Raw genomic sequence first — 19,015 nt, 5'->3', positions numbered from 1 at the left:
CGCGCCTCACCGCGGCACCACGTTCATACGCCATGGGCCCTCACGCGCCCCGTGTGAACCGCGCGCTCACTCCGGAGCCCGTCGCACGCTCCCGGCGCGCGGTGCTCCGTAGTCCACTGGAACCCGGCCCTTCTCGGAGGCCCCGCGCAGGACGGCGGCTCTCCCGCGCGAAACCGGCCGCCGGCCCCGATCCTCCCGCCCTCGGCCGGCGGCCTCGGGGGGGCTCGGGGGGCAGGGGGTCGCGCGGCGGGTATCAGATCTGCCAGGAGCGCAGGCGGTCGGCCGCGCCGTAGACGTCGGTCTTGCCGGAGATCAGATCCCGGGCGAGGTCGACGAGCGCCCCGTAGGGCGGGTCGATCCCGACACCGCTGGCAAACATGTACGCCACCGCGGCCGAACAGGCGAAACGGGCGTTGGCGGCCGGTAGCGGCTTCAGCAGGGCCAGGGTGTGCAGAAGAGCGGCGGCGCGCCAGGCCGGGTCGGAGTCGACTCCGAGGCGGGGCGGGTCGACTCGGTGCCGGGCCACGGCGGCGACCAGGGCCGAGAAGTCGTTGACCGTGGGCTGGTCGGGCAGCACCTCTTCGTGGCGCTGCAGCAGCCACGGCACGTCGATATGGATGACGGGAGCCATCGCTCAGGCGGCCCGTCCCTCGCCCCTGCCGGGAGGTTCGTCCTCGGGGAAGGCGGCCGCGAACTCGTCGGCGTGCGCCGTGAAGAAGCGGCGGAACACCTCCGCGCCCTCCTTCAGCGCCCGGTGCCGCACGATGTCGGCCGCGGCCGCCTCGCGCACCAGGGCCTTCATCGACGTACCGCGCTCTTTGGCGATCTGCCGGAGGTCCTCGAGTTCACGGTCGCTGAACTCCACATTCAAGGCTGGCATGCCGCCACGGTACCGCGAGGGTACTTACTCGTAAATATCACCTGCTCAAGAGGTACGGGCGGCGGTACCGCGAGCCGATTCAGCGAGGCGGCGTACGGGCGCTCGGCGGCGGCTCCGCTCCGGACAGCCGGATGGAGCGGAACCCCGCCTGAGCGCTTCCGGGCTCTCAGGCCGCCCACAGCCCGCGCCTGCGGTAGCCCGCCTCCCAGAACAGCTTGTTGAGGACGCGTACGGGCGGCGGCAGCGCGCCGAGGAATCGGGCGCGGTCGGCGGGCGGCGCTCCGTCGACGATCCACGGTACGAAGAGCGCGGCCCCGCGCACGCCCTGTGTCTTACGGATACGGCCGGTGAACGCGCCCCAGTCCGCGGGCGTCAGCACCTCCCGGATGAGCGGCAGGGCGCTCTCCTCCTCGTGGGCGAGGTGGTCGTCGAGGGTCGACGCCAACGAGCGGACCAGGGCGGGGAGTTCGGCCGACCGGTCCTTCAGGGCCGCGTCGACGGCGGTGAGCCGTGGGTCGAGGAGGGCGTGCTCCGCCTCCATCTCGGCGAGGAGGGCGACGTCCCGGGGACGGCCCGCGACCTTGCGCTCCACGCGCGGCCACAGGTCGCTGTCCTCGGCGGTGTGGTGGATGTGCAGCTGATGCCTGAAGTTGTCCCAGCCCGCGCGGACCTGGGGGGTGAAGGCGGTCCCGTCGGCCGCCGCTTCGCCGAGCCGTTCCAGGTCGCGGCGGAAGGCGTCGTGGGCTGCGTACATGACGGTGAGGTCGACCGTGCCGGCCGCGGCTTCTGTGGTCATGAGGTCGCTTCCTCCAGTTCGGGTGCGTAGACGGGCAGGGCGTGCGGGTTGGCCGACGGGCCGCGGTGACGGCGTACGGCGAGGCAGGTGAGCGCGCCGGCCAGCAGGACGGCGGCCGAGACCAGGACGGCGGGACCCATGGCGTGCACGAAGCCGTGGCCGAAGACCTGGGCGCCCAGCGCGCGCATGCGGTCGGCGATGTCGTGCGGTACGCCCTCCGGCAGCCGTGCCGCCTGGCGCGCGTTCACATCGGTCCCCGCCTGGGAGAAGCCGCCGACGAAGCCGTCGCGGTACGCGGCGGGCAGTTGTCCGGCGCGCTGTCGGGCCTGGTCGGTGAGCGAGGAGGCGAGCTGGGCCTGGAGCACGGCGCCGACGACGGCGCCCGCGAGCACCGAACCGACCTGCCGCAGCGCGTTGTTGACGCCGGACGCCGCTCCGGCGAGCTTCGCCGGCACGTTGCGCATGACCTCCGTGGCCATCGGTGCGAAGGTGCAGCCCGCGCCCAGACCCGCGAGGAAGAGGGGGAAGGCGACGGCCGTCCAGCTCGACCCGACGTCGGCCGCGCCCACGATCCACACCAGGGCCGCCGTCCAGGCGAGCAGCCCGGTCATCAGGATGAACTTGCCGCCGATCTTGTCCGCGAGGACTCCGGCGGGCCCGGCCGTCACGAACGAGCCGAGCGCGAGGGGCAGCAGCACGAGCCCGGACTTGAGCGCGCTGAAGCCCAGTACGGACTGCAGGTAGATCGTCAGCGGCAGGAACATCCCGACGACGCCGAAGGACACGGTGACGCCCACGAAGTTGATGAGGGTGAAGTTGCGGTCCTTGAAGAGCGAGAACGGGACCAGCGGGTCGTCGCCCTGCTGGCCGCGCTCATGGCCGAGGAAGGCGGCGAAGAGGAGTGCCGCCGCGCCGAACAGCGACCAGATCCAGGCGTTCCAGTCGTAGCGCTGCCCCTCCGTCAGTCCGAAGGCCAGGCAGAACAGGGTTCCCGAGGCGAGCAGCACGCCCAGGGTGTCGAAGCGGTGGCGTACGGTGCGCCGTGAACCGGGGATGACCGCCGCGGCGAGGCCCAGCACCACGACCCCGAGCGGCAGGTTCACGAAGAAGATCCACCGCCAGTCGAGGTGGGTGATCAGCGCGCCGCCGATGATCGGGCCGAGGGCGCCGGAGACGCCCGCGACCACGCCCCAGACGCCCATCGCGGCGCCCCGCCGGTCGGCCGGGAACACCTCCGCGATGATCGACAGGGTCTGCGGCATGAGCAGCGCCGCGCCCAGGCCCTGGACCGCGCGGAACGCGATCAGCTGCGCCGGATTCTGCGCGAGGCCGCAGGCGAGGCTGGCGAGGGTGAACAGGGCGACGCCCGCGAGGAACAGGTTGCGTTTGCCGCGCAGGTCGCCGAGGCGGCCCGCGGTGATCATCAGGACGGCCAGGGCGAGGGTGTAGGCGTTGACGACCCACAGGATCTCGTCGAGGGAGGCGTCGAGGTCCTGGCCCATGTCGGGGATCGCGATGTTCACGATCGTCAGGTCGAGCAGGGTCATGAAGAAGCCCAGGGAGAGCGTGATGAGGATCGCCCATGGGTTGCCGTGCCACTTGTCGTGCCACTTCTTGAACACGGTGTCTGTCTCCTTGTGTCGAGGCATCGGACTCGCGTTCAAGAGGGCGTGGGCTTCGACCGGTGTGACGCCCAGCAGACCCCGTGAGACGTACGTCACATTTCGCCCTCCGGACGTCACATTCGGGCCCGCTTCTCCCCTCGCAGTAGTGAGCGCACCAAGGGAGGCAAGGCATGTCCGAAAGCCCCGCGACCGGGACGGCCGACGGCGCGACGCAGGTGTTCGTCGACCACCGCGAGCTGCTCTTCGCGATCGTCTACAACATCCTCGGCAGCGTCGCCGACACCGACGACGTCCTCCAGGAGACGTGGCTGTCCTGGACGGGCCGCGCCCACCGCACCCCGCTGGAGGGCATCACCAACCCCCGCGCCTATCTCGTACGCATCGCCGTGAACCACGCGCTCGCGCGGCGCGCCGCGATCACCCGCCGCCGCGAGACGTATGTGGGCCCCTGGCTGCCGGAGCCTCTGCTCGACGAGCCCGCCCCCGAGGACTCGGCCGACGACCGGGCCCTGCGCTCGGAGTCGGTGTCGCTGGCGATGCTCGTGGTCCTGGAGTCCCTCACCCCGCTGGAGCGCGCGGTCTTCGTCCTCAACGAGGTGTTCGGCTACCCGCACACCGAGATCGCGGAGGTCATCGACCGCAGCCCCGCGGCGGTACGCCAGCTCGCGCACCGCGCGCGGGAGCACGTGCACGCCCGTCGGCCGCGCTACCAGGCGCATCCGCGCGTCCGCCGGCAGGCGACCGAGCGCTTCGTCGAGGCCGCGCTCGGCGGGGACATCGCGGCGCTGATGGAGATCCTGGCACCGGACGTCACGGTGTGGACGGACGGCGGCGGGAAGGCCTCGGGCGGGCTGCGTCCGGTGCACGGCCGGGACAAGGCGGCGCGGCTGTTCGCCGGGTACGCGACCCGGCGCGGCACCGGCTTCGACCTGCGCTACCGGCGCGTCAACGGCGACGACTCCGCCGTGCTCTTCGAGGGCGAGTCGCCGTACGCGGTCATGGTCATGGACCTCACCGCGGACGGCGAGCAGGTGTCAGGCGTCTACATCGTCACCAATCCCGAGAAGCTCGCGCATGTGCGGCGCGACGACGAGAACGAGGAGACCGGAGTCGCGGAAGGGGAGCGCGCATGACCGCCACGGACCACCGGCCCGCGAAGGCGTCCTCCGGCGAACGAGTCGCCGACTGGTTCGACGGCCGGCTCGGTGTGTACGCCCTCGGCAGGCGTTATCTGCGCAAGGTCTTCCCGGACCACTGGTCCTTCCTCCTCGGCGAGATCTGCCTGTACAGCTTCGTCGTGCTGATCCTCACCGGGGTGTACCTGACCCTGTTCTTCCACCCCTCCATGAACGAGGTGACGTACCACGGCGGTTACGTCCCCCTGGACGGCATCCGGATGTCGGAGGCGTACGCCTCGACGCTCCACATCAGCTTCGACGTGCGCGGCGGACTGCTGGTCCGGCAACTGCACCACTGGGCCGCGCTGGTCTTCCTCGCCGCGATGCTGACGCACATGATGCGGCACTTCTTCACGGGCTCGTTCCGCAGGCCCCGCGAGGTGAACTGGGTGTTCGGCTGGACACTGCTGCTCCTCGGTCTGTTCGAGGGCCTCTTCGGCTACTCGCTGCCGGACGACCTGCTGTCCGGGACGGGGCTCAGGTTCGTGGACGGGGCGATCCTGTCGGTGCCGGTGGTCGGCACGTATCTGTCGTTCTTCCTGTTCGGCGGGGAGTTCCCCGGCCACGACATCGTGGCCCGCTTCTACTCCCTGCACATCCTGCTCATTCCGGGGATCATGGCGGCGCTCGTCGTCGCCCATCTGATCCTCGTCGTCTACCACAAGCACACCCAGTTCGCGGGCCCGGGAAAGACCGAACGCAACGTCGTGGGCACCCCGTTCCTCCCGGTCTACCTGGCGAAGGCGGGCGGCTTCTTCTTCCTGGTGTTCGGTGTCCTCGCGCTGATCTCGGCGGTGGCGACCATCAACCCGGTCTGGTCGTACGGCCCTTACCGCGCCGACCAGGTGTCGACGGGCGCCCAGCCGGACTGGTACCTGGGCTTCGCCGAGGGTCTGGTGCGCGTCATGCCGGGCTGGGAGATCAGCGTGGCCGGGCACACGCTCGTGCTCGGTGTGCTGATCCCCATCGTCGTCTTCCCGCTGCTCCTGGTCGCCATCGGTGTGTACCCGTTCATCGAGTCGTGGGTCACGGGCGACCGGCGTGAGCACCATCTCCTCGACCGCCCGCGCAACCGGCCGGTCCGTACCTCGATCGGAGCGGCCTGGATCAGCCTCTATCTGATCCTGCTCGCGGGTGGCGGCAACGACATCGTGGCGACGCGCTTCCATCTGTCGATCAACACCGTCACCTGGGCAGTGCGGATCTCCCTGTTCGTCGTCCCGGTCGTCGTCTTCGTGGTCACCCGGCGCATCTGCCTGGGGTTGCAGCTGCGGGACCGGGAACTGGTGGCGCACGGCCGTGCGACCGGCGTCGTGAAACGCCTGCCGCACGGCGAGTACGTCGAGGTGCACCGCCCGCTCGGCCCGGCCGAACTCCACACGCTGACCGAGCACGAGCACCGGGACCGGTCAGACCACCGGGACCTCCAGACGGCTGATCCGCAGCCCGCCCTCGACGGCGCCGGGGTGCCCGCTCGCCATGAGGAGCCGCAGCCGTGAGCCGCGCACCCCGTCGAAGGTGATCACGGTCGGCGTGTCGGACGCGGTGGCCCAGTCGACGGCCGTTCCCTTCACCGGCACGTACCGCTCTCCGTCCCACACCGCGACCTCGACCGACGCGGGCAGGGAGTGCGTCGCCTCGACGGTGAAGGAGACCTCGACGCGGTCGACCGCGCGGGGGCGGGACCAGGCGACGGAGACCCAGTCCTCGGGGCGGGCCCCGCTGAAGGCGGGCAGCAGGGCCGTCGCTGACTTGTAGAAGGCGTTGGACCACCCCGTCGCCGCGTCGCCGTCGAGCATGGCGGCGGGCAGGGTGTCCGGGCGGCCGGAGTAACTGGCGTCCGCGAGCGGGTCGTTCGGGGCGCCGGGACCCGGGTCCGGCCGGAAGACCGCGGGCGGGGTGGTCGCCTTCGAGCGCGCCGAGGTGGAGCGTACGGTGAGGGTGGCGCCCCGGAGTCCCTCGGAGCGGGCCGTCACCTTCAGCGAGCCCGGCCGCGTGCCGGATCGTACGATCGCCAGTGCCTTGCCGTGGAAGGCCGTTCGGGTGCTCGCCTGATAGCGCTCGGCGCTCTCCTCCCGGCCGTTGTCGAGCCCGGCGAGCGAGCCGCCGTCGATGTCGAAGGCGATCAGGTGCTCCGCGTCGGGCACGACCACACCACGGGCGTCGACGACCTCGGCCGTCACGAAGAGCAGGGAACGGCCGTCGGCGGCGAGCGACGTGCGGTCCGGTGTGAGGCGTACCGCGTGCGGCGCCCCGGCGGTGCGCAGGACGTCCGTCGCGACCGTACGGCCGTCGCGGCGGGCCACCGCCTTCAACTCACCCGGCGCGTAGGGCACCTTCCAGGTGAGGTGGAGCTTGCCCGCGCTGCCGTTCGGGCTGGTGTAACTGCCCGGGTAGGGGCCCGAGGTGAAGGTCTTGTCATCGCCCGTCGCCTCGGTGGTCTCCAGATAGGTACGGCCGTCGGTGGTCGTCTTGGTGTCGAACCTCCGTGTGCCGAGGGACTTCCCGTTGAGGAGGAGCTCCACGGTGTCGACGTTCGCGTACGCCCACACCTCGACCGTGTCGCCGGCCTCGTGGTTCCAGGTCATGGGCACCAGATGGACCATGGGCTCGCTCACCCACTGGCTTCTGAACAGGTGGTACATGTCCTTGGGGAAGCCCGCGGTGTCGACCGCGCCGAAGAAGGACGCCTTCACGGGGAACACGTCGTACGGCGTGGGCTCCCCGATGTAGTCGATGCCCGACCACAGGAACTCCCCCGCGAACCACTTGCGGTCCCGGTCCTTCTTGTGCCCGTACTCGCCGCTCATCGTCCAGGACGCGAGGTTGTTGTCGTACGAGGAGACCGCGCGCCGGCCCGGGGTGTGGTTCTCGCCGGTGTTGAGGTGCTCCGGCTCCTGATAGGTGGCGCGGGTCGAGGTCTCGGACGACGACTCCGACTCGAAGAGGAAGAGGTGCGGATAGGCGGCGTGCAGGGCGTCCACCGACTGAGCGGTGTTGTAGTTCAGACCGAGCCCGTCCAGCTTGGCGAGCATGAGGTCGGCAGCGGAGCCCTTCGTGGGCACGCGGCGGTATTTGTCCGAGCCGATGACCAGCGGCCTGGTGTCGTCCGCCGCCTTGATCGCGGCGATGATCCGGTCCGCCATCGCGAGGCCCGGGGTGGAGGTGGAGTCGGGGATCTCGTTGCCGATGGACCACAGGACCACGGCGGGCGAGTTGCGGGCCGCGAGGACCATCTCGGTGGCGTCCCGCTCGCACCACTCGTCGAAGAACCGGCCGTAGTCGTACCTCGTCTTGCCGGTCCGCCAGCAGTCGAACGCCTCCACCATCATCACGATGCCGAGTTCCTCGCAGACCTGGATCATCTGCGGCGAGGGCGGGTTGTGCGAGGTGCGGAAGGCGTTGACGCCCATCGACTTCATGATCGTCATCTGGCGGCGTACGGCGTCGACGCTGATCGCGGCGCCCAGCGCGCCCTGGTCGTGGTGCAGGTCCACGCCCTTGATCTTGGCGTGGACGCCGTTGAGGTGGAAGCCCTCGTCCGGGTCGAAGCGGAAGGTGCGGATGCCGAAGGGAGTGCGGCAGGTGTCGACCCTCGCGCCGCCGACCCGCAGTTCGGTCTCCAGGGTGTAGCGGTGATCCGGAGTCGCGAAGTCCCACAACCGGGGCCTGGCGACGGTGAGTTCATGGGTCTCGTCCGCGCGGTCGGCGACCGCGACCGTGGTGGACGTACGGGCCGCCGTACGGCCGTCGGGGTCGACGATCCGCGAGATCACCTGGACCTCGGCGGCGGCACCGGACTCGTTGACGACGGTCGTGCGCACCCGTACGACCGCCCGCTCCGCCGTGATGTCCGGCGTGGTGACATACGTGCCCCAGCGCTGGACGTGCACGGGTTCGGTGACCACGAGTCGGGCCTCGCGGTAGATGCCACTGCCCGAGTACCAGCGGCTGCTGGGCAGTTGGTTCTGGACCTTCACCGCGATGACGTTCTCGGTGCTGCCGTCCGTGTGCAGCAGACCGGTGAGGTCGAGGGCGAACCCCGTGTACCCGTAGGGGTGGTGGCCGACCTCCTCGCCGTTGCAGTAGACGTGCGAGTCCATGTAGACGCCGTCGAACTCCACGGAGATCCGGCGGCCGGCGAGGGCGGGCGGCAGCGTGAAGGTGGTGCGGTACCAGCCGAGGCCGCCCGGGAAGAAGCCGGTGCCACTGGTGGTGCCGTGTTCCGTGGTGGGGGTCTGTTCGATGCTCCAGTCGTGCGGAACGGAGACTTCCCGCCACGCCGAGTCGTCGTAGCCGGGCTGTGCGGCGCCCTCGTACGCGCCGGTGGGGTCGGTGATCCCACCCGGGTCGACCAGCGCGAAGCGCCAGCCGTCGCGCAGCTCGACCAGGCGACGGCCTGCGGCGCGCACCGGCGAGTCGGCCCAGGCGTCGGCGGCGCCCAGGAGCGATCCGGCCGCGGGTGCGGCGGTTCCTGCGATCAATACCGATCTTCGAGTGACCGACATGGCGGCTCTCCCTAGTCAAGGGCCCATAAGTCATCACAACTGATCGTGAACAAACAGATTCTGACGGGGTGACACACAGCCCCGTCAAGGGTGCGGCACCCACTTCCGCCCCGCGCATCACATCGGCCGGTTTCCGTCGTACCGATGTACCCCTGGGGCCGCCCGTGTGCCGGGTGCGGAACGCGCGTACGCACTAGGCTGGAACCCGAGTGACGCGCCTGTTCACTGTGAGTGTCCGCAATGGAGTGGCGACGATGAGCCCGGTCCACCCGCTCGACGAGGCTGCCACAGCACGGGCGGTCATCGACGGGAACGGCACCCTGCTCCGATGGAGCGAGGGGGCCCGCCGTCTACTGGGTCATGCCCCGGAGGAGGTCGAGGGGCGGCCGGCCTCCGATCTACTGGCCACGGGCACGCCCATACCGGCCGAACCCACCGGTAACCGCTGGAACGGCAACCTCGACCTGCGCCACCGCGACGGGCACACCGTCTCCGTGTGGCTGCTCGCCCATCGCAGGAAACCGCAGGACGGCGCCCCGGCCACCTGGCTGGTGGTCACCCCGTTGGAGGCCCGCGGCCCGCGCTCGCCGGACGACCCGCTGACGACGGCGGTACTGGCGCAGTCCCCGTGCCCGATGGCGGTCTACGACGACCGACTGCGGCTCTTCGGGGTGAACGACGCGATGGCCGATGTGATCGGCCTCCCCGAGTCCCGCATCCAGGGCCTGAGGATCTCCGAGATCGGCGGCAAGGAGGAAAGCGAAGCCCTCGAGAGACAGCTGCACGAGGTTCTCGTCTCCGGAACCGGTCGTGACGTGGAGACGTTCATGCAGACGGGCGGCGAGTACCACGCGCACGCCTGGATGGCCCGGATCGCCCCGCTGACCGACACCGACGGCCGGGTGCGGGGGGTGTGCCTGGCCGCGCACGACTTCACCGAGCAGTACAACGCCCGGGAGCGACTGCAACTCGTCAACGAGGCCAGCGCGCGCATCGGCACCACCCTCGACGTCACCCGCACGGCCCAGGAGCTCGCCGACGTCTGCGTACCCGCCCTCGCCGACTTCGTCAGGGTCGACCTGCTGGATCCGCCGGAGCACGGAAGCGAGCCCCACCCGGAGCCACCGACCACGCCGATCACGCTGCGCCGCGCCGCCCACCAGTCGGTGAACCCCGGCTGCCCGGAGGCGGTCGTCAAGCCCGGCCAGGTCGACGTCTACCCCGCGCACTCGCCGCAGGCGGACTCCCTCACGGCCGGCCGGACGATCGTGGCGCCCGGCGACACCGCCACGCTGGCGGAGTGGCTCTCCTGGGACGACGTGCGAGCCGCGCGCGTCGCCGAGCTCGGCCTGAACACCAGCATGTCGGTGCCGATCAAGGCCCGCGGCCAGACCCTCGGGGTGGCCGTCCTCACCCGGTTCCGGCACCCCGGTCCCTTCACCCCCGACGACGTGCTGCTGGCCGAGGAGGTGACGGCGAGGGCCGGCGTCTGTATCGACAACGCCCGGCGTTTCTCGCGCGAGCGCGAGACCGCCCTCGCCCTCCAGCGCAGCCTGCTCCCCCAGTCGCTGCCCCGGACGGCCGCTCTGGAGGCCGCCTCCCGCTATCTGCCCGCCGCACGGGCCGGAGTGGGCGGCGACTGGTTCGACGTGATCCCGCTGTCCGGGATGCGGGTCGCCATGGTCGTCGGAGACGTCGTCGGCCACGGCATCCAGGCCTCCGCCACCATGGGACGGCTGCGCACCGCCGTCCGTACGCTCGCCGACATCGACCTCGCCCCCGACGAACTGCTCACCCACCTCGACGACCTCGTCGTACGGCTCTCCACGGAGGCCGGAGCCGAGGGCGCCACCGGCGAGGTCGGCGCGACCTGCCTGTACGCGGTCTACGACCCGGTCTCGCGGCGCTGCGCCCTGGCCCGGGCCGGCCATCCCCCGCCGGTCATGCTCCCGCCCGGCGGCCCGCCCCGGCAGATCGAGCTGCCGGCCGGTCCGCCGCTGGGCCTGGGCGGACTGCCCTTCGAGTCCGTCGAGCTCGCGATTCCCGAGGGCACGGTGCTCGCGCTGTTCACCGACGGCCTGATCGAGAACCGCGAGCGGGACGTCGAGGCCAACCACGAGCTGCTGTGCCATGCCCTGGCGGAGTCCGCGGACTCCCTGGAAGGTGCCTGCCACGACATTCTGCGGACCCTGCTTCCGGTGGGCGGGGCCCAGGACGACGTGGCGCTGCTGCTCGCCCGGACCCACGGGCTCCCGCCCTCCCAGGTGGCGACCTGGGACATTCCCGCCGACCCCGCCCTGGTCGCGCCGATCCGCAAGCAGGTCGTCGACCAGCTCGACGCCTGGGAGCTGAGCGCCGCGACGTTCACGGCCGAGCTCGTGGTGAGCGAACTGGTCACCAACGCGATCCGCTACGGCGAGCCGCCCATCCGGCTGCGGCTCATCCACGACGCCGAGACCCTGATCTGCGAGGTCTCCGACAGCAGCCACACCGCGCCGCATCTGCGCCGGGCCAAGATCTACGACGAGGGCGGGCGCGGCCTGCTGCTGGTCGCCCAGCTCACCCAGCGCTGGGGCAGCCGCCACACGGCCGACGGCAAGACGATCTGGGCGGAGCTGACGCTCCTCGGGGAGTTCTGAGGACATCGACGCAGGTCCGAAGGGTCGGTGAGCGGGGCGGGGTGCGGCGTCTGATGTGATGGTCGGGCACCACGACTTGTGTCCCGGAGGACCGAACCCTGAACACCCCGCTCGCCGAGTCCCTGTCCGTCGTCCTGCTCGTCGCCGTCCTCGTCTGCGCGGTGGTCCGCCCCTTCGGCTGGCCCGAGGCGGTCGTCGCGGCCCCGGCCGCCCTGCTGGTGATCGCCACCGGAGCGATCTCCTGGGACCACGCGGGCGCGGAGGCGGGTCACCTCGGGCCGGTGATCGGCTTCCTGGCGGCGGTGCTGGTACTCGCCAAGTTCTGTGACGACGAGGGGCTCTTCCACGCCTGCGGCGCGTGGATGGCCCGCTGGGCGGCGGGGCGGCCGGGGCGCCTGCTGACCGCGGTCTTCGCGCTCGCCTCGGCGATCACCGCGGTGCTCAGCCTGGACGCCACCATCGTGCTGCTCACCCCGGTCGTGTTCGCCACCGCCGCCCGGATGGGCGCCCGCCCGAAGCCGCACGTGTACGCCTGCACCCATCTGTCGAACACGGCCTCGCTGCTGCTGCCGGTCTCCAACCTCACCAATCTGCTCGCCTTCACCGCGAGCGGTCTCAGCTTCACCCGGTTCGCGGCGCTGATGGTGCTGCCGTGGCTGGTCGCCATCGGGGCCGAGTACGTGGTCTTCCGGCGCTTCTTCGCCGGCGACCTGGCAGCGGCCGTGCCCGAGCCGACGACCGGGGAGCCGCCGGAGCTGCCCCTGTTCGCGCTGGTCACCGTGGGCTGCACCCTGGCGGGGTTCGTCGTCGCCTCCGCGCTGGGCATCGACCCCGCCTGGTCCGCCGCGGCGGGGGCGCTCGTGCTCGCCACCCGGGCCCTGCTGCGCGGGCGCGCCACCCCGCTCACCGTGCTGAGGGCCGCCGCTCCGGCCTTCCTCGTGTTCGTGCTCGCACTGGGCATCGTCGTCCGGGCGGTGGTCGACAACGGACTCTCCGACGCCCTCGGGCATCTCCTCCCGGACGGCAGCGGACTGCCCGCGCTGCTCGGGATCGCGGCGCTCGCCGCCGTACTGGCCAATCTCATCAACAACCTGCCCGCGGTCCTGGTGCTGCTGCCGCTGGCCGCCACGTCCGGCTCCGGCGCGGTGCTGGCCGTGCTCCTGGGGGTCAACATCGGCCCCAACCTCACCTACGCCGGATCCCTGGCGACCCTGTTGTGGCGGCGTATCGTGCAGGAGCACGACCACGGCGTCGATCTGAGGGAGTTCACCCGGCTGGGTCTGATCGCCGTGCCGGCGGCGCTGGTTCCCGCCGTACTGGCACTGTGGTTCTCGCTCCACGTCATCGGGGGCTGAGCCGTCGCACAAGTGAGGGCCGGAGGCTGATGCTCATGCGGGTCGTCGTCTGGCTCGTCGAGGGGACCTGGCCGGCCTGCGTGGACGCCGTGCGCACGCACGCGCCGCAGGCGACCGAGGTCGTGCTGCTGCACGTCAGCGAACCCGGGGTGCCCGGACTGGCGCACGGCGCCTTCGCCGGGCTGCTCGGCCGGGGGCACGCCGAGCGCGACCCCGGGAACCGGCTGGAGGATCTCGGCGCCCGGTCGGCGGCGCGACTGCTCGACGCGGCGACCGAGCGCCTCGGCCGCCCCTGCACCCGCCAGGAACGCACCGGGCGCACGGAACGTGAGGTGGTCGCCGCCGCCGAGGGCGCCGATCTGCTCGTGGTGGCCCGGGACGGCGACCGGGCCCGGCTCGGGCCGCACAGCCTGGGCCGGGCCGGGCGGTTCGTCGTCGACCACGCGCCGTGCCCGGTGCTGCTGATCTGGCCCGAGGCCACCCCCGCCGTCACGACGATCCCGCCGCCTCCCCCGCATGCTCCGGATCCCCCACATCACCCACGCCCCCCGCACTCCTAGCGATGCCCTTCCGGTAGGCGCCCGGTGGAGTCCCGTAGCGCTGCCGGAAGACCCGGCTGAAATGGAACGCGCTGGCGAATCCGGAGGCCGCGGCCACCCGTTCCACCGGGAGCTCGGTGGCTTCCAGGAGCCGGGCCGCGTGCAGCAGCCGGGCCTCGCGCAGCGCCCGCATCGGGGAGCAGCCGAGTTGCTCGGTGAAGAGGTGGGCGAACCGGGACGGTGAGAGCGCGACCGCCCCGGCCAGCGAGCGGACGGTGTGGGGCGCGCCCGGGTCCGCGGCGATCACCGCCTCCGCGTGACGGACGCGGGCGTCGAGATCGGGGCGGCGGCGCTCCGCGCGGGCGGCGGCGAGCAGCACGATCTCCTCCAGGGAGCACAGGGCCAGCTCCCGGGCTGCGGTGCCGTGCGCGACCGCGACCTCGCCCGGGGCGGGCTCCGCGTCCTCGGGCGGCGGGCCGTCTCCCGTCCAGCGGGCGTCGGCGAGCATCCGGCAGAACGCCGCTTCGATACGTTCCCGGGCGGGCGTGGGTCCGACGGCGTACAGGCCGTCGTCGAGGGCGTGGGGCCGCAGCCATTCGGTCCAGGACGGGCGGGCCTGACAGTGCGCCCACCAGAACGCCCAGTGTCCGGCGCCGGGTTCGACGGCGTAGCGCTGTGGCACGCCGGGCCCCAGGACCACCAGGTCTCCGGCGCCGGCCACCGTCCGGGCCGCTCCCTGCCGGAGTCGTCCCCGTCCGCCCGTCGTCCAGGTGAACAGCCAACTGTCGCTGCCCCGGGGTCGGTTGACGCGGTATCCCGGTCCCTGGTCGAAGCGACCGACGGTCACCAGGCCCAGCGGCGGGGACGGGGCAGCAGGCTCGGGCAACTCCTCAGCCCGCACGGGCATCCTCCCGGAGGGCTCGTCGACCTAGCGTGAAGCACCTGGGACTCCGGTGGGAAGGGACGGTCGGATGACAGTCACGGACATGGGCGGGCCGCGGTGGTCGGACTTCGAGGAGAACGGGTTCGTGGTGGTGCGCGGCCTGTTCACCGGCGCCGAGATCGACGAGCTCTGCGCGGAGTTCGCGGCCCTGCACGCCGCCGGGCCGGTCCCGGGGCACTTCGAACCCCGGGCCACCGGGGCCGGCGGTCCGGCGGATCCGCTGGCCGCCCATCCCCGGGTCATGCATCCGCACCGCATCAACGAGCTGTCCCTGCGCCGCCTTCTCGATCCCCGGTTGCGGCGGATCCTGGAGACCCTGCTCGGCGAGGAGGTCCTGGCGGCGCAGAGCATGTTCTACTTCAAGCCGCCCGGGGCCCGGGGGCAGGCGCTGCACCAGGACAACTTCTATCTGCGGGTCGAGCCGGGCACCTGCGTGGCCGCCTGGATCGCCTGCGACGCGATCGACCGGGAGAACGGCGGCCTGGAAGTGGTGCCGGGCACGCACCACATGGACCTGTTCTGCCCGGAGGAGGCGGACGCGGAGCTGTCCTTCGTACGGGAGTACGTCCCGCCGCCGCCCGGTCTGGCCGTCGTGCCCGTCGACATGGCACCGGGCGACGTGCTGTTCTTCAACGGCAGTCTGGTGCACGGCTCCGGGCCCAACCGCAGCGCTGACCGCTTCCGCCGCTCCTTCATCGGCCATTACGTCGGCCGCTCCACCCATCACATCGGCCGCCATTACCCCACGCTGACGATGGGCGGTGAGCCCGTCGCCCTGTCCGAGAGCGAGGGCGCGGGCCCGTGCGGCACGGAGTTCGCCCCGGCGGCACCGCACTGATGTCATTCCCCCGGCTCGGGCAGCGCGTCGCGGAGTTGGGCACGGGAGGTGATGCCGAGCTTGGGGAAGATCCGGTAGAGGTGGAAGCCGACCGTACGGGGCGAGAGGAAGATCCGTTCGCCGATCTCCCGGTTGGTCAGGCCCGCGGCGGCGAGGCGGGCGATCTGCAGCTGCTGCGGGGTGAGTTCGGCGAGGCTGTCCGCGGAGCCCGCCGGCGTGCTCGCCGGGGTGACGCCCGCGGCGCGCAGTTCGGCGCGGGTGCGGTCCGTCCAGGGGCGGGTGCCGAGCCGTTCGAAGACCTCCAGCGCCGCGGCGAGCAGGGGGCGCGCCTCCACCGCGCGGCGCCGGCGGCGCAGCCACTCGGCGTAGTCGAGGCGGACCTGTGCCCGTTCGAAGGGCCACTGGTCGCCCGCCGGGTCGGCCAGGGCCGCCGTGAAGTGCTCTTCGGCGTCGTCCGGTTCGGCGAGCAGGGCGTCGGCCCGGTGCACGATCGCGGTGAGCCGCGCGGATGTCTCGCCCTCGGCGAGGCGCCGCCTGGTCGTGTCGAGGACGAGCCGTGCGTCCTCGGCCCGGCCCGTGCGGACGGCGGCTGCCACGAGGTCGGCCAGGTAGTAGTCGGAGGCGTGGAAGTGCAGGGGCTCGGGCTCCGGCTGCCGGGTGTAGACGGCGCGGAAGCGGTCGTAGGCCGCCGCGTGGTCGCCCTCCGCGAGTGCGGCGGCGCCCAGCGCGTAGTGCGTGCGCACCTGCAGGCTGCGGCAGTTGGGCAGGTCGATACCGTGCACGGCGCGCTGTACGGCGGCGCGGGCCTCTTCGGTGTCGCCGCGCAGGGCGAGCAGGGTGGCGCGGAGCACGGGCGCTCCCACCACCACGTTCTCCAGTCCGCCTTCGGCGGCCAGGCCGTACGCCTCGTCGAGTGCCGCGCGGGCCTTGGTCCAGGACCCGCTCTCGTAGAGGGCCAGCGCGAGGGCCTGGGCCACGGTGGCGTTGGCCCCGGAGGTCGGGGAGCGGCGCAGATGGTCCATGGCCGCGCCGAGCAGCCGTATCGCCTCGGCGGTCTCGTCCAGGACCCAGGCCGTCCCGCCCAGGACGACCATCCGGGCCAGCGGGAGGTCCAGTTCCGGGCGCGCTCCGGGCTCCGCCAGGGGATCGGTCCAGGCGCGCGCGAACATCGCGAGGGCTCGCGCCCGGTTCCGCACCGGATCACAGCCGGCGAGGGCCCAGAGTCGGCCGATCTCGTCTTCCTGCGGCGGCACGCGCTCCGCGATCCGCAGGATCTTCTCGCGGTGCTCCGGGGCGCCCGAGTTGTACGCGGGTGTGGTGGCCGTCGCCAGGGCGTCGAGGGTCAGCACGGGGTCCTCGTCGACGGCGGCCTCGGCGACCGGCAGCAGGAAGCCGAGCGAGCCCGCGAACCGGGTGGTCACGGCGAGCGCCCAGCCCGCCCGCAGCGAGGCCTCGGCGAGGAGGGCCGGTTCGTCGGTGAGGGTGGCGACCTGGGCGCTCAGTTCACCGACCCAGCGCGGGTGACCGGCGTACATCGCCATGGTCGCGGCCCGTACCAGGCGCCCGGCGCGGACGGTGGGGTCGGGGCTGAGCCGGGCCGCGCGTTCGAGGGCCGTCGCGGCGGCCGCGTAGCCGCCGCGGCGCTGTGCCCGGGCCGCGCTGTCGTCGAGTTCCCTGGCCGCCTCCTCGTCGACGCCGGAGGCGGCGGCCGCGTGGTGCCAGGCACGGCGGTCGGGGTCGCCGACGAGGACGTCGGCGAGCGCCCGGTGGGCTGTGTGGCGTTCGGTGTAGGTCGCGGCCCGGTAGACCGCGGAACGTATCAGCGGATGGCGGAAGCGGACCCGGTCGGCGTCGATGCGGACGAGTCCGGCGCGTTCGGCAGGCAGCCAGTCGTCCGGGGTCGCCCGGTCTCCCACGGCCGAGAGGATCACGGGCAGCTCGGCACTCTCCGCGGCCGCCGCGAAGAGCAGCAACTCACGGGTGGCCGGGGGGAGTTCGGGAAGGTCCGCGGCGAAGATGGCTTCCAGCCGGTCGGTGAGGGGCAGCGCGTCCTCGTGGGCGGCGGCCGGGTCGCGCGCCACGGCCCGGGCGAGTTCGACGAGGGCGAGGGGGACACCCGCCGCCTGTTCGAGGACGCGGGAGCGGGCCCGTCCCGCGGGTGGCCGGGGCTGATGGTCGAGGAGCCGTCCGGCAGCGGCCGGGTCGAGCGGCTCGATCGTCAACCGGTTGATCTGACGGTCGAGTTGTGCGGGTACGGCGGTGTCGCGCGCCGCCAGGAGCAGGGCGACCGGCTCGCCTTCGAGGCGTCGGGCCATGAAGGCCAGGACGTCGAGGGTGCCCAGGTCCAGCCAGTGGGTGTCGTCGATCACCAGGAGGAGCGGGCCGTGCTCCGCGACGTCGGAGAGCAGGGTGAGCGCGCCGAGCGAGGTCAGCAGGGGGTCGGAGACCGTCGGCGTGCCGTCGTCGAGTCCGAACACGCCGAGCAGCGCGGCCCGCTGGCGTGCGGGCAACCCCTCGGCCAGGTCGAGGAAGGGGCGCAGCAGCTGGTGCAGTCCGGCGAAGGCGAGGCCCGACTCGCCCTCGCTCCCCCGGCAGCGCAGCACCCGTACCCCGGACCGGCGGGCCATGCGGGCGGCGGCGTCGAGGAGGGCGCTCTTGCCCGCGCCGGGTCCTCCCGTCATCAGCAGGGCCCCGGTCCGCCCCGTCGTGAGAGCGTCCACCAGCCGTGACAGCAGGGCCAGTTCGTGGTCCCGTCCGACGATCCACTCGTCACCGAGCGGCGTCATGAGTCGGACCCGGGGAACACGTCGGAGGTGAAGGCGAGGAGGGCATGGGCGACCGCGCCGGGGCTCTCCAGGAGCATCTCGTGCGTACCGTCGATCCCGACGACCCGCACGGTGGCCCACCGCGCGGCCAGTTCGGCGAGATCCCTGGCGAGCCCCCTCCCGTACGCCCTCATCAGTTCGTCGAGCCAGGGCAGGCCGGGGGTGGGCGGTACGGGTCGCGCGGCCCGTCCGAGCAGCAGTGGCCGCCGCGTCCGCGCGAAGGCGTCGAAGAGGTCGAAGAGGTCGAGTGCGTCGACGGCGGCCAGCATCTCCAGCACGAGCGCGCGGTCGGGGTGCACCTCCAGCCGTCCGTCGGGCGTGGGCCGCACGGTACGCAGCAGACCGGCCTCCAACAGCTCGTAGGGGATGCCCAGTTGGTCGGAGAGTGCGCGCTGCTCGGCGAGGAGGTCCTTGAGACCGTCCGCCGGAAGCGGTCCGCCGGGCACCGCAGCGGTCGCCGACTCCCGCACCTGGGTGAGGCGCTCCTCGACGTACGCCGGGTCGAGGCCCACGTACTGATCGGGGCGGCCCCAGCCGTATCCGTCCAGGTTCACCGCGCCGGGCGTGACGTCCGGATGCTCCAGCGCGTACCGTACGGCGATCATCCCGCCGAGCGAGTGCCCGACGGGCAGCGCGCCGGGCAGGTCGTACCGTTCGAGCACCGCCTCGATGTCGTCCAGTACCCGGGGAAGACTCCAGGTCCCCGACGGTGAGAGACCGTGTCCGCGCAGGTCCACGGCGAGCACCCGGTGCCGGGGGACGAGGAGGGGGGCAACGGCGGCCCAGTCGGCGAGCGTACGCCTGGCTCCGTGCATGAGAAGCAGGGGTGGGCCGTCACCACCGTGGTCGTGTACGGCCAGTTCGATGCGGTCTCCGGTCATGTCCTGAC

Annotated in this window: 14 protein-coding genes; 6 read left to right on the top strand and 8 right to left on the bottom strand. The window is 72.3% G+C overall.

Annotation, left to right across the window (positions count from 1 at the left end; genetic code table 11):
* Positions 1–253: 253 nt before the first annotated feature.
* The 4 genes from KVT44_RS34575 to KVT44_RS34560 form a co-directional block, all read right to left on the bottom strand.
* Complete coding sequence (locus tag KVT44_RS34575; RefSeq protein ID WP_217571276.1) at positions 254–631, bottom strand: toxin Doc; 378 nt, start codon at positions 629–631, stop codon at positions 254–256.
* Positions 632–634: 3 nt separating this feature from the next.
* The gene (locus KVT44_RS34570; protein WP_054234230.1) at positions 635–880 is read right to left on the bottom strand and encodes a hypothetical protein; all 246 of its coding nucleotides are present in this window, start codon (positions 878–880) and stop codon (positions 635–637) included.
* 166 nt (positions 881–1,046) lie between these two features.
* Positions 1,047–1,676, bottom strand: coding sequence for a hemerythrin domain-containing protein (locus KVT44_RS34565; RefSeq protein WP_217571274.1), 630 nt, complete (start codon positions 1,674–1,676; stop codon positions 1,047–1,049).
* A complete protein-coding gene (locus KVT44_RS34560) occupies positions 1,673–3,298 on the bottom strand; it encodes an MFS transporter (protein ID WP_308314192.1) in 1,626 nt (541 codons plus the stop codon). Before KVT44_RS34560 ends, KVT44_RS34565 begins: the two co-directional genes overlap by 4 nt.
* Before the next feature lie 173 nt (positions 3,299–3,471).
* On the opposite strand from KVT44_RS34560, the gene sigJ reads away from it, so the two are divergent.
* Both sigJ and KVT44_RS34550 read left to right on the top strand, forming a co-directional pair.
* Positions 3,472–4,434, top strand: a complete 963-nt coding sequence (gene sigJ / locus KVT44_RS34555; protein ID WP_190171080.1) for an RNA polymerase sigma factor SigJ — start codon at positions 3,472–3,474, stop codon at positions 4,432–4,434.
* A complete protein-coding gene (locus tag KVT44_RS34550) occupies positions 4,431–5,978 on the top strand; it encodes a cytochrome bc complex cytochrome b subunit (protein ID WP_190171079.1) in 1,548 nt (515 codons plus the stop codon). The genes sigJ and KVT44_RS34550 overlap by 4 nt, the downstream gene beginning before the upstream one ends.
* On the opposite strand, the gene KVT44_RS34545 is transcribed toward KVT44_RS34550, so the two are convergent.
* The gene (locus KVT44_RS34545; protein WP_217571270.1) at positions 5,889–8,987 is read right to left on the bottom strand and encodes a glycoside hydrolase family 2 TIM barrel-domain containing protein; all 3,099 of its coding nucleotides are present in this window, start codon (positions 8,985–8,987) and stop codon (positions 5,889–5,891) included. The two genes, KVT44_RS34550 and KVT44_RS34545, sit on opposite strands and share 90 nt — an antisense overlap.
* Before the next feature lie 254 nt (positions 8,988–9,241).
* Here KVT44_RS34545 and KVT44_RS34540 point away from each other — a divergent pair, with 254 nt between their 5' ends.
* The 3 genes from KVT44_RS34540 (at position 9,242) to KVT44_RS34530 (ending at position 13,541) form a co-directional block, all read left to right on the top strand.
* Complete coding sequence (locus tag KVT44_RS34540) at positions 9,242–11,626, top strand: SpoIIE family protein phosphatase (protein ID WP_217571268.1); 2,385 nt, start codon at positions 9,242–9,244, stop codon at positions 11,624–11,626.
* Between the two features lie 98 nt (positions 11,627–11,724).
* On the top strand, positions 11,725–12,981 hold the full coding sequence (locus KVT44_RS34535) for an arsenic transporter (RefSeq protein WP_099919079.1): 1,257 nt from the start codon (positions 11,725–11,727) through the stop codon (positions 12,979–12,981).
* 35 nt (positions 12,982–13,016) lie between these two features.
* Positions 13,017–13,541: a universal stress protein gene (locus KVT44_RS34530; RefSeq protein ID WP_217571266.1), complete on the top strand. Its 525-nt coding sequence runs from the start codon at positions 13,017–13,019 to the stop codon at positions 13,539–13,541.
* Here the strand turns inward: KVT44_RS34530 and KVT44_RS34525 are convergent.
* Positions 13,471–14,427, bottom strand: a complete 957-nt coding sequence (locus KVT44_RS34525; RefSeq protein WP_217571264.1) for a helix-turn-helix domain-containing protein — start codon at positions 14,425–14,427, stop codon at positions 13,471–13,473. The two genes, KVT44_RS34530 and KVT44_RS34525, sit on opposite strands and share 71 nt — an antisense overlap.
* A gap of 64 nt (positions 14,428–14,491) precedes the next feature.
* Between KVT44_RS34525 and KVT44_RS34520 the strand changes: the two genes are divergently transcribed.
* Positions 14,492–15,301, top strand: a complete 810-nt coding sequence (locus tag KVT44_RS34520; RefSeq protein WP_217571262.1) for a phytanoyl-CoA dioxygenase family protein — start codon at positions 14,492–14,494, stop codon at positions 15,299–15,301.
* A gap of 2 nt (positions 15,302–15,303) precedes the next feature.
* Here KVT44_RS34520 and KVT44_RS34515 read toward each other — a convergent pair whose 3' ends face one another.
* Together KVT44_RS34515 and KVT44_RS34510 are read right to left on the bottom strand one after the other, a co-directional pair.
* Positions 15,304–18,087 (bottom strand): LuxR family transcriptional regulator, encoded by a 2,784-nt coding sequence (locus KVT44_RS34515; protein WP_217571261.1) that lies wholly within the window; start codon positions 18,085–18,087, stop codon positions 15,304–15,306.
* On the bottom strand, positions 18,084–19,007 hold the full coding sequence (locus KVT44_RS34510; protein ID WP_217571259.1) for an alpha/beta fold hydrolase: 924 nt from the start codon (positions 19,005–19,007) through the stop codon (positions 18,084–18,086). Before KVT44_RS34510 ends, KVT44_RS34515 begins: the two co-directional genes overlap by 4 nt.
* Positions 19,008–19,015 lie beyond the last annotated feature (8 nt).

Source organism: Streptomyces sp. GbtcB7 (assembly GCF_019091445.1).
GTDB lineage: Bacteria > Actinomycetota > Actinomycetes > Streptomycetales > Streptomycetaceae > Streptomyces > Streptomyces mirabilis.
This window is presented reverse-complemented; position numbering and strand designations above follow the sequence as displayed.